Source organism: Streptomyces sp. NPDC056222, from assembly GCF_042264065.1.
Classification (GTDB): domain Bacteria; phylum Actinomycetota; class Actinomycetes; order Streptomycetales; family Streptomycetaceae; genus Streptomyces.
Window position 1 is genome coordinate 61496 of record NZ_JBHJTL010000034.1, and the last position, 13065, is coordinate 74560.

The 13065-nt window shown below is 71.2% G+C and carries 11 protein-coding genes; 6 read left to right on the forward strand and 5 right to left on the reverse strand.

Translation table 11 applies throughout. From position 1 onward, the window contains the following. Both ACFC0D_RS18290 and ACFC0D_RS18295 read right to left on the reverse strand, forming a co-directional pair. Positions 1-1317 (reverse strand): ABC transporter substrate-binding protein, encoded by a 1317-nt coding sequence (locus ACFC0D_RS18290; protein ID WP_376436553.1) that lies wholly within the window; start codon positions 1315-1317, stop codon positions 1-3. Positions 1318-1430: 113 nt separating this feature from the next. Then, positions 1431-2558: a substrate-binding domain-containing protein gene (locus ACFC0D_RS18295; protein WP_376436556.1), complete on the reverse strand. Its 1128-nt coding sequence runs from the start codon at positions 2556-2558 to the stop codon at positions 1431-1433. Between the two features lie 178 nt (positions 2559-2736). Here ACFC0D_RS18295 and ACFC0D_RS18300 point away from each other — a divergent pair, with 178 nt between their 5' ends. Next, positions 2737-4554, forward strand: a complete 1818-nt coding sequence (locus ACFC0D_RS18300; RefSeq protein WP_376436559.1) for a DUF2264 domain-containing protein — start codon at positions 2737-2739, stop codon at positions 4552-4554. A 172-nt stretch (positions 4555-4726) separates the two neighbouring features. Here the strand turns inward: ACFC0D_RS18300 and ACFC0D_RS18305 are convergent, their stop codons facing one another. Together ACFC0D_RS18305 and ACFC0D_RS18310 are read right to left on the reverse strand one after the other, a co-directional pair. Beyond that, positions 4727-5500: an SDR family NAD(P)-dependent oxidoreductase gene (locus ACFC0D_RS18305; protein ID WP_376436563.1), complete on the reverse strand. Its 774-nt coding sequence runs from the start codon at positions 5498-5500 to the stop codon at positions 4727-4729. 121 nt (positions 5501-5621) lie between these two features. After that, on the reverse strand, positions 5622-6299 hold the full coding sequence (locus tag ACFC0D_RS18310) for an MOSC domain-containing protein (RefSeq protein ID WP_376436566.1): 678 nt from the start codon (positions 6297-6299) through the stop codon (positions 5622-5624). Positions 6300-6380: 81 nt separating this feature from the next. On the opposite strand from ACFC0D_RS18310, the gene ACFC0D_RS18315 reads away from it, so the two are divergent. Continuing rightward, positions 6381-7274, forward strand: a complete 894-nt coding sequence (locus ACFC0D_RS18315) for a LysR family transcriptional regulator (RefSeq protein WP_376436569.1) — start codon at positions 6381-6383, stop codon at positions 7272-7274. 331 nt (positions 7275-7605) lie between these two features. On the opposite strand, the gene ACFC0D_RS18320 is transcribed toward ACFC0D_RS18315, so the two are convergent. After that, positions 7606-7941, reverse strand: coding sequence for a WhiB family transcriptional regulator (locus ACFC0D_RS18320; protein ID WP_376436572.1), 336 nt, complete (start codon positions 7939-7941; stop codon positions 7606-7608). Positions 7942-8393: 452 nt separating this feature from the next. On the opposite strand from ACFC0D_RS18320, the gene ACFC0D_RS18325 reads away from it, so the two are divergent. The 4 genes from ACFC0D_RS18325 (at position 8394) to ACFC0D_RS18340 (ending at position 12942) form a co-directional block, all read left to right on the forward strand. Continuing rightward, entirely contained in the window at positions 8394-9005 is a 612-nt protein-coding gene (locus ACFC0D_RS18325; RefSeq protein ID WP_003948568.1) for a response regulator transcription factor, read from the forward strand. A gap of 489 nt (positions 9006-9494) precedes the next feature. Continuing rightward, a complete protein-coding gene (locus ACFC0D_RS18330; protein ID WP_137993884.1) occupies positions 9495-10070 on the forward strand; it encodes a sigma-70 family RNA polymerase sigma factor in 576 nt (191 codons plus the stop codon). A 140-nt stretch (positions 10071-10210) separates the two neighbouring features. Further along, positions 10211-11713 (forward strand): IMP dehydrogenase, encoded by a 1503-nt coding sequence (gene guaB, locus ACFC0D_RS18335; RefSeq protein WP_376436575.1) that lies wholly within the window; start codon positions 10211-10213, stop codon positions 11711-11713. Positions 11714-11817: 104 nt separating this feature from the next. Beyond that, positions 11818-12942: a GuaB3 family IMP dehydrogenase-related protein gene (locus ACFC0D_RS18340; protein ID WP_376436577.1), complete on the forward strand. Its 1125-nt coding sequence runs from the start codon at positions 11818-11820 to the stop codon at positions 12940-12942. The last annotated feature ends 123 nt before the right edge of the window (positions 12943-13065 follow it).

Consider the following 13065-nt stretch of genomic DNA (forward strand, 5'->3'; position numbering starts at 1 on the left):
TCAGCCCTCGACCTTCAGGCCGCGCTTCGTGAGCTCGGCGACCGTCGCCTCGTGGCCGGTCCTGATCGCGTCGGCGATCGTCGGGCCGCCCTTGGTGACCTTGCCGAACTGGTCCTTGATGGCCAGGTTGGTGGTGCCGGTGGTGGGGCCCCAGGTCCAGTTCGGGTTGATGGAGGCACTGGACTTCTCGAAGAGGGCGTAGATGTCCTGGCCGCCGTAGTAGCTCGCGTCGAAGGCGGCCTTGGCGACCGGGCGCAGCGCGGCCGCGGCGGGGAAGGCGCTGGAGGTGCCGGAGGCGATACGGGCCTTGACGCCGGCCTCGGTGGTGGCCATCCACTCGGCGAACTCGACGGCCGCCGCGGTCTTCTTGCTGTCCTTGGTCACGGCGAAGGTGGTGCCGCCGAGGATTCCGCTCGCGGGCTTGCCGTCCCAGCTGGGCATGGGCGCCACGGCCCACTTGCCGCTCTGCTCGGGCAGGGTGCCCTTGAGGACGCCCGCGCCCCAGGACGCGCCGAGGTAGCCGATGGTGGTGCCGTTCTTGAGGGAACCGGTCCACTCGGGGCTGAACGAGGCGTTCTTGTGGATGAGGTCGGCCTCGATCAGGCCCTGCCAGTAGTCGGCGACCTTGGTGGTGGCCGGGTCGGTGGTGTTGATCTTCCAGGTGTCGTTCTCGGCCTTGAACCACTGGGCGCCGGCCTGCCAGGCCATCGCCTCGAAGGTGGTCGGGTCGTCGGGGAAGAAGGTGGCGATACGGGCCTTGGCGTCGGCCTTCTTCACCTTCTCCGCGGCGGCCTTGAACGCGTCCCACGTCGTGGGGACCTCGACCTTGTACTTGGCGAAGAGGTCCTTGCGGTAGAAGAAGGCCTGCGGCGCGGCGTCGAAGGGGACGGCCCAGGTCTTGCCGCCGAGGGTGGTGAGCTCCACCGCCTGGGGAAGCAGCTTGCCCCGGTCGGCCTCGGTGAACTCGCCGCCGATGTCCTGCAGGGCACCCGAGCTGACGAACTCGGGGAGCGAGGGGTACTCGATGGAGACCAGGTCGGGTGCGTTGCCCGCCTTCACCGCGTTGGAGATCTTGGCGTAGCCGCCGGCGTTGCCGGAGGGGATCTCCTCGAACTTCACCTGGATGTTCTTGTGCGAGGCGTTGAACGCGTCGACCACGTCCTTGGACCCCTTGGCCCAGCCCCAGAAGGTGATGGTCACGGGCCCGTTCGACGCGGCGTCGGTACCGCCTTCACCGCCGCCGCATGCCGTCAGAACGGCGAGGGCGGTGGCGGTACCGGCTATGACACGGGACGTTCTGCTCCAAGTACGGCTCACGACACGGCTCCTGAAGGACGGGGGCGACACGGGGTGTGTGGCCGTGATCCTGTGACCGTTTATGAGCGAAGTCAAGAGCGAAAGATTGATTGATCGAAAAAGGATCCAATCGATCAGATCGAGCGAGCTCCCGAAGGGGCCCCGCAGGAGGCCCGCACGCGCAGCCGCGGCAGCAGGCTCAGATGGCGCCGCGCCGGCTCCTCGTCGGGGGCCTCGTGCGCCTCCGTCAGCCGCTCCACCAGCAACTCCGTGGCGTGCCTGCCGACCTGGCGCTTGGGCGGGGCGACCGCCGTCAGCGGGGTGTCGGCCAGCGCGGCGACCTCGTCGTCGTACGCGATCAGCGCCAGATCCTCCGGCACCTTCACCCCCAGGTCCGCCAGGCGCTGGACGATCTCGATCGCGTCCACGTCGTTGTGGACGAGGGCCGCGCTCACCCGGCCGGAGGTCACCGCCTCGTACAGGGCCCGTACGGCGCGCTCGAAGCCCTCGGGGTCCTGATCGGCCGGTACCGAATCGATCACCGGGCCGGGCGCCCCGAGGCCCAGAGTGCCCAGGGCCTCGGCGTACCCGGCGCGCACCGCGAGCGCCGTCGGGCTGTCGCCGCGGGCCACCAGGAGCGGGGTGCCGTGGCCCAGTTCCAGCAGGTGGCGCAGGGCGAGCAGGACGCCGTGGCCATGGTCGGAGACCACCCGGTCCAGGGCGTCGAGGGGCGTGCCGGGGTCGGCCCGGCGCTCCAGGAGCACGGCGGGCACGGGCAGTTCGGCCAGCCAGTCCCCGTACGCCTGCCGGTCCTCGGGCCCGCGCCAGCCGGGCGCGACGAGCACGCCCTCGGCTCCGGCCGCGAGCAGGCCCTCGGTGCGCGCGCGGTCCTCCTCCGGGCGGTAGTCCGAGATCCGCAGCACCAGCCGGGCCCCGGCCCGCGCCGCGGCCTCGTGCGCGCCCCGGATGACCTCGGCGAAGTAGTACGTGGCGGAGGGTGCGAGCAGCCCGAGCACCAGACCCTCGCCGGTCCGCCGGGCGCCCGGATCGCCAAGGCGCTCGGGCCGCTCCGGCCGCTCCGGCCAGGAGACCTGGCCGTGCACCCGGTCGAGCAGACCCTTGGTCGCCAGCGCCTCGACGTCGCGGCGGGCGGTGACGGGGGAGACCCCGAGCAGCCCGGCCAGGTCGGCGACGCGCGCCGTACCGCGCTCGCGCACCAGGGCCAGCAGTCGGTCGTGTCGTTCGGCGGCACTCTCGCGCACGGCGTGTCTCCCCCTTGCGGTGGTGGGTGGTCCGGCGGTCCGCCGGCCTTGTGGTCAGACCTTCTCACGCCGAATGATCGAATCGAAGTCATTTCGATCATTCGGTCGGAACCGTTGACGTTCGATCGAGACGCGTTCATGATTCCCGGCGACGCCGAAGTCCGCCTCAGGGAGCATCATGCCCACGCCGCCCGAGAACCGTGAGCTCAGCCAGTTCACCGGCTGGACCCGCGCCCACTGGGAGGACACCGCCGACCGGCTCCTCCTCGCCGTGCGACCGTACGCCTCGCCCCGCCACGGACTCCTCGACCTCCCGGGCCCCCGCCCCAGCTGGTCCGGCGCCCGCTCCGACGGCCTCGAAGGCCACGCCCGTACGTTCCTCCTCGCCGCACTCCGCGTCGCGGGCGCCCGGGGCGAGGACCCGCACGGCCACCTCGGCTTTCACGCCGAGGGCCTCGCCGCCGGCACGGAGGCTCCGGGCGGCGACGGCCCCGACTCCTGGCCGCTCCTCACCGACGTACGCCAGGCCGTCGTCGAATCCGCCTCCGTCGCCCTCGGTCTGCGGCTGACCCGCCCCTGGCTCTGGGACCGCCTCGACGACCGCGTCCGGCAGCGTGTTGTCGAGTGGCTGCGGCCCGCCCTCGAACCCTCCCCGGTCGACAACAACTGGTGGCTCTTCGGCCTCACCGTCGCCGGATTCCTCCAGGACGCCGGAATCGAGACCGACCGCGCCGCCGTCACCATCGACCGCTCCCTCGACCGCATCGAGAAGTGGTACCTCGGCGACGGCTGGTACAGCGACGGAGACAACCGCGCGTTCGACCACTACAACGCCTGGGCCCTGCACCTCTACCCCGTCCTGCACGCCCACCTCGCCGGCGACCGGGACCTCCTCGACCGCTACGGCCCCCGGTTGCGGCGTCACCTCGACGACTACTCCCACCTCTTCGGCGGTGACGGCGCCCCCCTCCCGTACGGCCGATCCCTCACCTACCGCTTCGCCGCGGCGGCCGCCCCCTGGCTGGGGGCCCTCACCGGACACACCCCGCTCACCCCCGGCGCCACCCGCCGCCTCGCCTCCGGCACCCTTCGGTACTTCCTCGACCGGGGTGCCACCGACGAGCGCGACCTGCTCACCCTCGGCTGGCACGGCCCGTACGAACCCGTCGTCCAGAGCTACTCCGGCCCCGCCTCCCCGTACTGGGCGGCCAAGGGTTTCCTCGGCCTGCTCCTCCCCGCCGACCACCCCGCCTGGACCGACCCCGAGGAACCCCTCCCCGCCGAACGCGCCGACACCGTGCGCCCCGTCGCCCCCGCCGGGCTGCTCATCCAGTCCACCGCCGCCGACGGACTCGTCCGCCTCCACAACCACGGCAGCAACCTTGTGAGCAGCGACCCGTCCGGCGCCGACGACTCCGGCTACGCCCGCTACGCCTACTCCACCCGCACCGGCCCCACCACCCCGCCCGACCAGCCCGACAACCACTTCGCCCTGGTCCTCGACGGCAGGGTCACCCGGCGCGGCCCCGCGACCCCGCTGGGCACCGGCCCCGGCCGGGCCGCCTCCCTGCACACCCCGCTCCCCGGCATCCGGATCGTCTCCGCGACCCTGGCCCACGGCCGCGCCGAGGTCCGCGCCCATCTCGTCCTCGGCGCGCCCGACGGAACTCCCGTACGTCAGACCGGCTGGGCGACCACGCCCGAGGGCCCCACGGCCCAACTCCACCCGGTCCACGGCTTTCCACCCGCGGTCGAGCCCGTCGAACTCGCCACCGGCGCCACGCTCCAGGGCGGCCCGGACACCCGTACCGCAGCCCTGCACGGCTCCACCAGCGGCCCCGAGAGCCTCTTCGTCTCCCTCGCCTCGCTCACGGCCGAGCCCGCCCCTGCGCCCGTGTCCACCCTCGCAACCGTCCAGGTCACGGGCCGCACGCTGCACGTGACCTGGCAGAACGGAACCACGGCCCTCATGGCCCTCGATCCGGAGGACGGGTGACCCCGAGCAGCGCACCGGCCCTCGCCGCCACCGCGGCCCGTGTGCACGGGACGCCGGTTCGGAAACGACGTGTCGGCGGCGTCGGCTCCGAACATCGGGGCGTACGAGGGCCCGGCGTCGAGCAGCCCCGGACCGGCCCCGGTTCAGTGCCCGGACCGGTGTCGGGCACCCGTCACTTCGGTCCGTACTTGCGGCCCGCCTTGGAGGACACCCCTCCCAGCAGGCCGCGGGGCGCCAGCTTCACCACACCCATCAGGGCCTTGTAGCGGGGGTCCGGGATGGACAGCGTCTTGCCCCGTGCCAGATCGGCCAGCGCCGTCGCCACCAACTTGTCCGCGTCGAGCCACATCCAGCTCGGGATGTTGTCCGTCCCCATCCCGGCCCGCTCGTGGAACTCCGTCCGGACGAAGCCCGGGCAGAGCGCCATCAGCCGGACCCCGGTACCCCCGAGATCCCGCGCCGCGCCCTGGGTGAACTGCACGACCCACGCCTTCGACGCCCCGTACGTGCCGCGCGGGACGAAGGCGGCCACCGAGGCCACGTTCACCACCCCGCCCCGACCGCGCGTCCGCATGGACTCCGCCGCCGCCGACGTCAACCGCAGCACCGCCTCGCAGTGCACCGTCAGCATCTTCAACTCGTCGGCCATGGAGACTTCCAGGAACCGGCCCTTGTTGCCGAAACCGGCGTTGTTCACCAGCAGGTCCACGGGTTGTCTCGCATCGGAGAGCCGGGCCTCCACGGCCGCGATGCCCTTCTCGTCGGCCAGATCGGCCGCCAGCACCTCGGCCTCGATGCCGTGGCGGTCGTGCAGTTCGGTCGCCTGCTCGCGCAGTCTCTTCACATCGCGGGCCACGAGCACCACATCGTGACCGTCCGCCGCCAGTCTCCGCGCGAACGCGGCCCCGATGCCCGCTGTCGCGCCCGTAATCAATGCAGTCGTCATACGCGGCACGTTAGTGCCACGCGTGAGCGTGCGGCGTACGGGTCTTTCCGCAGCCCCGGGCCTGTCCCGAAGCGCCCTGGAATCGTCCTCCACGGCCCCGATGCCCGGATGGGCAGGCGGCTTACGCGCCTGTGCCGTACTTCTCCGCATACGTGCGCGCGACCCGGAGCAGGCCCGACTCCATCCACTCGGCCGCGACCAGGGTGCTCGGCAGCAGCGAGCGTTCGGTGGTCGCGGCCCGGTGCAGGAGCGCGACCGTGACCGCGTGCGCGGGCCGGTGCACGACCGCCACGGCGTCTCCGACCGCGATCTCGCCCGGCTCGATCACCCGCAGCAGCGCGCCCGGGCCGGCGGTCGACTGCGTGAAGCGGCGGACCCACCCCTTCTCCTGGACGAAGCCCTCGAACGTACGGCAGGGGATGCGGCCGCCCGTCACTTCGAGCACGACGTCCGAACCGACCCGCCAACGCTCCCCGATCAGGGCGCCGTTCACATCCAGCCCGAGCGTGGTGAGGTTCTCGCCGAACGAGCCGTTGGCCAGCGGCCGACCCAGCTCGCGCTCCCAACGATCCATGTCCTCCCGCGCGAAGGCGGTCACGGCCCGGTCGTCGCCGCCGTGGAAGCGCAGGTCGCACACCGTGTCCCCGGCGAGCCCGCTCGCCCCGACCCCACGCGCGCTCGGCGCCTCGACCCGTACCCGCCCCTCGACCGGACGCTTGTCGATCCCCGACATTCCCGAGGGAGAGTCGGTGTACGGCACGGCCTCGGCCCGTCCGGCATTCACGCTGATCAGCTTCATGTCGGGCACCCTAGGCCACCTCTCCTCAAAGGCGGGATGGAATATTGGCCGCGAGGTCCAAGACTCGCTTATGCTCGACCTATGATCGAGGCCCGCCATCTCCGCGTCCTGCGCGCCGTCGCCGCGACCGGCTCCTTCTCCGCCGCCGCGCGCGAACTCGGCTGCACCCAGCCCGCCGTGAGCCAGCAGATGAAGGCGCTCGAATCCTCCGCCGGAACGCCCCTGCTGATCCGGACCGGCCGCGAAATGCGGCTCACCCAGGCGGGCGAGGCCCTGGTCAGGCACGCCTCGGGAATCCTCGCGGGCCTCACGGCCGCCGAGGAGGAGGTCGCCGCCATCGCGGGCCTGCGCGCCGGCCGCGTCCGGCTCGTCTCCTTCCCCAGCGGCAGCTCCACCCTCGTCCCCACCGCCCTCGCCGCCCTGCGCGCGGCGCACCCGGGCACCCGCGTCTCGCTCGTGGAGGCCGAGCCGCCGCGCTCGGTCGAGATGCTGCGGGAGGGCGACTGCGACGTCGCCCTGGCCTTCCGCTACGGCGCGGGCCCCGACGAGTGGAACGACCTCGTCGTCCGGCCCCTGCTCGCCGACCGCCTGGTGGGCCTCGTGCCGGAGGCGCACCGGCTCGCCGACGCCGAGTCGGTGGGCATCGCCGAACTGGCGGACGAGTCCTGGATCGCGGGCTGCCCGCGCTGCCGTCGCCAGCTCGTGGACGTCTGCGAGGAGGCGGGGTTCACCCCGCGCATCGACTTCGCGACCGACGACTACCCGGCCGTGGTCGGACTGGTCGGGGCCGGGCTGGGCGTCGCCGTCCTGCCGGCGCTCGCCATCGAGTCCGTACGCCCCAAGGGTGCCCGGACCGTGGTGGTGGAGCCGGCCGTGGAGCGAGAGATCGTCGCCCTCACGCTGCCGGACCTGGCCCAGGTCCCGGCCGTCGCGGCGACGCTCGACGAGCTGACCCGCGCGGCCACGCGCGCGTAAGGGGGTCTGCGCGGCCACGCGCGCGTGAGCGTCGGTCGCCGCGGCCGTACGAGTCCGCCGTGCGGGCACACGCGTCGTCCGTGAGGCCACACGATTCCTCTGCGCGCGGCGAGCCGTACGAGTCCTGTGCGCATACGAGTCCGTTGCGCGACCGCGCACGCGTAGTGACTTTCGCGTGGTCACGCGCGTGTTGTACGCGTCGTGCCCGCGGGCGCACCGCGCTGCTTCCGCACCGCACGCCCCCGGGCCGCGTGCGGTGCGGCTCCGTAGGGCCGGGTGGGATGCGGACCCGGCCCGTTCCCTGCATGCGCAGAAACGTTCCTTCAGACCTTCAGGCGCGCCCCACGCCTGCCGAACTCGATGCCGATGCCGATGCCGTGATCAGGCGATTGCGGGCTCGTCCCATGAGCTCTTCGCGTTCGTCCTCGGTGAGGCCGCCCCAGACGCCGTAGGGCTCCCGCACGGCGAGTGCGTGTGCCGCGCACTCCGCGCGTACAGGGCACCGCATGCAGACCTCTTTCGCCGAGTTCTCACGCGCACTCCGTGCCGCGCCGCGCTCTCCCTCGGGGTGGAAGAACAGGGAACTGTCGACTCCGCGGCAGGCCGCGAGCAGCTGCCAGTCCCACAGATCGGCGTTGGGTCCGGGAAGGCGGGAGAAATCTGCCATTGCGCTTGTCCCCTTGAAACCGTGTCGAACGGATAGGTGGGCGGGTGGATGGCTGATGATCCGGGGGCCCTTCGCCCCCCATGGGTCTCGCGTACCCGCTCTCACGGGCACGACCCGACCGTACAACTACTATCTAAGTAGATGTAAATATGACTCATTGCGAATCTAGCCACAGACACCGCAAAAAGGGAAGAAAACCCGCTAAATGGGGCATAGCTTCCGGGTGATGGGCGGGTGACCTGCGTGGCTCTCCTCCGCACACGCTCCCTCACGTAGAGTGCCGAAGGCGGCCGTCCGACCCGTAACTCTTTCGAGTGACCGTCGTTGAGTGTGCGGAGGCGGTTGAAGGAACAAGCGCTCGGGCAGGTGTCCGAGAGCGTCAACCGCACAGGTGACGATACGTACCAGCCCTGGAGGCTCAAGGTGACGCGCATCAGCTGCGGAGGGCGGCCATGACATCCGTCCTCGTCTGCGACGACTCCCCGCTTGCCCGAGAGGCTCTTCGCCGTGCGGTCGCGACCGTGCCCGGCGTGGAGCGCGTGACCACCGCGGCCAACGGCGAGGAAGTCCTCCGCCGCTGGGGCGCGGACCGCTCGGACCTGATTCTGATGGACGTACGCATGCCCGGTCTGGGCGGCGTGGAGACCGTCCGCCGGCTGCTGTCCGCGGACCCCGGCGCCCGCATCATCATGCTCACGGTCGCGGAGGACCTGGACGGTGTCGCGCTCGCGGTCGCCGCCGGTGCCCGTGGCTATCTGCACAAGGACGCCTCGCGCGCCGAGCTGCGGGCCACGGTCACCCAGGCTCTCGCCGATCCGACCTGGCGGCTCGCCCCGCGTCGGCTGCGGTCGGCCGAGATGGGTGCGGCGCCGACGCTCACCGCGCGTGAGATCCAGGTGCTGGAGGGCATGAGCCACGGCCGGTCGAACGCGGAGATCGGGCGCGAGCTCTTCCTCTCCGAGGACACGGTCAAGACCCACGCCCGACGCCTGTTCAAGAAGCTGGGCGCATCGGACCGGGCGCACGCCGTCGCCCTCGGCTTCCGCTGGGGTCTGGTCCGTTAGTCGAAGCCCTGCCGCGGCGGCCTCGTGTCCCCGCTGCGGCAGCGGAGTCCGGCCCCGCGGCGGGAGCGCTCGTATCGGCGCTGCGGAGCACGTTGGTGGACCCGTCGGGAGCGCTCGTATCCCGGCAAGGGTCCGTTGTGGGGGCAGCCCGCGCCGCCGCTGCGGGGCGGCTTGCGTCCCCGGTGCGGAGGGGCTGGTGTTCCCGCGGTGGAGCCGCTTCCGGTCCCGCGGTGGAACGGCTTCCGCCCCTGCGGTGGAGCTGCTTGTGTTCCCCGTGCGGAGCCGCTTGTGGCCCCGCTGTGGAGCAGCTTGTGTCACTTACGCGCGGGATGCCGCATCCTTGGTGGTGTGGAGTTCCTCGGGGACGAGTCGATCGAGCGGGAGGGGAGGGCGCAGGAGATGAGTTCCAGCGCGCCTACTCATAACGCTTCGGTGCACAACTACGAACGCGGTGCCGCGAATTCTCAGGCGTCAAGGCACCATGGAGCGATGCGCGACGACGAGACCACGGTGATCGGTGCACTCGTTCACCGTGCCGTCGAGGGCGACGAGCAGGCCACGCACGACCTTCTGGCGCGTGTGCACCCGCTCGCCCTGCGCTATTGCCGGACGCGGCTGAACCGGTTGCCCGGTGATGCTCGCCACTTTGTCGAGGACCTCGCGCAGGAGGTCTGTGTCGCCGTCCTGATGGCGCTGCCGCGCTACAAGGACACGGGCAGGCCTTTCGAGGCCTTCGTCTTCGCCATCGCCGGACACAAGGTCGCCGATCTGCAGCGGGCCGCGATGCGGCACCCGGGCTCGACGGCCGTGCCCTCCGACGAGATGCCGGAGCGGCCCGACGACTCCCTCGGCCCGGAAGAACGTGCGCTGCTCAGCGACGATGCCGAATGGGCCAAGAAGCTGCTGGCCAACCTGCCGGAGAACCAGCGGGAGCTGCTGGTGCTGCGGGTGGCGGTCGGGCTCACCGCGGAGGAGACCGGGCAGATGCTCGGGATGTCTCCGGGGGCTGTTCGGGTGGCGCAGCACCGCGCGCTCAGCCGACTGCGCGCACTGGCCGAGCAGTAAGGGTCGGCGGGGGCCGGTGGCCCTCACGTATACGTACGAACGTCCAAAGCTGCTCTCTGATCTTGATCGTGGAATGAGACACCGTCGAGGCCCGTTAGCATGGACATCCGCACCGATCAAGGCCATTTGGGGAAGGTGTCATGACTGTCTACGTCGACGGAGTGCCCGAGAAATTCGCGACACTCGGGCTCACATACGACGACGTGCTGCTGCTGCCCGGCGCGTCCGACATGGCGCCCGACCAGATCGACACCTCCTCGTACATCTCGAAGAACGTGCGGGTGAACATCCCGCTGCTCTCCGCCGCGATGGACAAGGTCACCGAGTCCCGCATGGCGATCGCCATGGCGCGACAGGGCGGCGTGGGTGTCCTGCACCGCAATCTCTCGATCGCCGACCAGGCGAACCAGGTCGACCTGGTGAAGCGCTCCGAGTCCGGCATGGTCACCGACCCGATCACGGTGAACCCCGACGCGACGCTCGGCGAGGCCGACGCGATCTGCGCCAAGTTCCGCATCAGCGGTGTCCCGGTGACCGACGCGGCGGGCAAGCTGCTCGGCATCGTCACCAACCGCGACATGGCCTTCGAGACGGACCGCAGCCGCCAGGTGCGCGAGGTCATGACCCCGATGCCGCTGGTCACGGGCAAGGTCGGCATCTCCGGCGTCGACGCCATGGAGCTGCTGCGCCGCCACAAGATCGAGAAGCTGCCGCTGGTCGACGACTCGGGCATCCTCAAGGGCCTGATCACGGTCAAGGACTTCGTCAAGGCGGAGAAGTACCCGAACGCCGCCAAGGACAAGGAAGGCCGCCTGCTCGTCGGCGCGGCCGTCGGTGTCGCCGGTGACGCGTACGAGCGCGCCCAGGCGCTGATCGAGGCAGGCGTCGACTTCATCGTCGTCGACACCGCGCACGGTCACTCCAGGCTGGTCGGCGACATGGTCGCCAAGATCAAGTCGAACTCCGCCGTCGACGTCATCGGCGGCAACATCGCCACCCGTGACGGCGCCCAGGCGCTGATCGACGCCGGTGTGGACGGCATCAAGGTCGGTGTCGGCCCCGGCTCCATCTGCACCACCCGTGTGGTCGCCGGTATCGGCGTCCCGCAGGTCACCGCCATCTACGAGGCGTCCCTCGCCGCGAAGGCGGCCGGCGTGCCGGTCATCGGCGACGGCGGCCTGCAGTACTCCGGCGACATCGCCAAGGCCCTCGTGGCCGGTGCCGACACGGTGATGCTCGGCTCGCTGCTCGCGGGCTGCGAGGAGTCCCCGGGTGAGCTGATGTTCATCAACGGCAAGCAGTTCAAGTCGTACCGCGGCATGGGTTCGCTCGGCGCGATGCAGTCCCGTGGCGAGCAGCGCTCCTTCTCCAAGGACCGCTACTTCCAGGAGGGCGTCGCCTCCGACGAGAAGCTCGTGCCCGAGGGCATCGAGGGCCAGGTGCCGTACCGCGGCCCGCTGTCCGCGGTCGTCCACCAGCTGGTCGGCGGGCTCCGTCAGTCGATGTTCTACGTCGGCGGCCGTACCGTTCCGGACCTTCAGGCGAACGGCCGGTTCGTCCGGATCACCTCGGCGGGCCTCAAGGAGAGCCACCCGCACGACATCCAGATGACCGTCGAGGCGCCGAACTACAGCAGGAAGTAACGCATCACCACAGGTGAGGGGCGGTCCGGGCGCACCGGGACCGCCCCTCAGCCTTGTGTCGGGGATACTGGTAGGCGCAGACGTAGAGGGAAAGGCCACACATCGTGACTGAGATCGAGATCGGGCGCGGCAAGCGCGGCCGCAGGGCGTACGCGTTCGACGACATCGCCGTCGTACCGAGCCGGCGCACCCGGGACCCGAAGGAGGTCTCGATCGCCTGGCAGATCGACGCCTACCGCTTCGAGCTCCCCTTCCTGGCCGCCCCCATGGACTCGGTCGTATCGCCGCAGACCGCGATCCGCATCGGTGAGCTGGGCGGCCTGGGCGTGCTGAACCTCGAGGGTCTGTGGACCCGGTACGAGGACCCGCAGCCGCTGCTCGACGAGATCGCGGAGATGGACGAGGCGACCGCGACGCGCCGTCTGCAGGAGATCTACGCCGCCCCGATCAAGGAAGAGCTGATCGGGCAGCGCATCAAGGAGGTGCGCGACTCGGGCGTGGTCACCGCCGCCGCGCTCTCCCCCCAGCGCACCGCGCAGTTCTCGAAGGCCGTCGTCGACGCCGGCGTGGACATCTTCGTCATCCGCGGCACCACGGTCTCCGCCGAGCACGTCTCGGGCGCGGCCGAGCCGCTGAACCTCAAGCAGTTCATCTACGAGCTCGACGTCCCGGTCATCGTCGGCGGCTGCGCCACGTACACCGCGGCCCTGCACCTGATGCGCACCGGCGCGGCCGGTGTCCTGGTCGGCTTCGGCGGCGGCGCGGCGCACACCACGCGCAACGTGCTCGGCATCCAGGTCCCGATGGCGACCGCGGTCGCCGACGTGGCCGCGGCCCGCCGCGACTACATGGACGAGTCCGGCGGCCGGTACGTCCACGTCATCGCCGACGGCGGCGTGGGCTGGTCCGGCGACCTGCCGAAGGCGATCGCCTGCGGTGCCGACTCGGTCATGATCGGCTCCCCGCTGGCCCGCGCCACGGACGCGCCGGGCAAGGGCCACCACTGGGGCATGGAGGCCGTCCACGAGGACGTGCCGCGAGGCAAGCTGGTCGACCTGGGCATCGTCGGCACGACCGAGGAGATCCTCACCGGTCCGTCGCACACCCCGGACGGCTCGATGAATTTCTTCGGCGCCCTGCGCCGCGCGATGGCGACGACGGGCTACAGCGAGCTCAAGGAGTTCCAGCGCGTCGAGGTCACGGTCGCGGACGCGCAGCACAAGCGCTGACGTTCTTCCGTCGTACGAGGAGGGGCCCCCCCCCCGGGGGTGGGGGGGGCCCCCCCGGGGGGGGGGGTTGGGCGGTGGGGGTTTGACAAAAACCACGCCCCCCGGACCCCCGGGTTGAGGGGT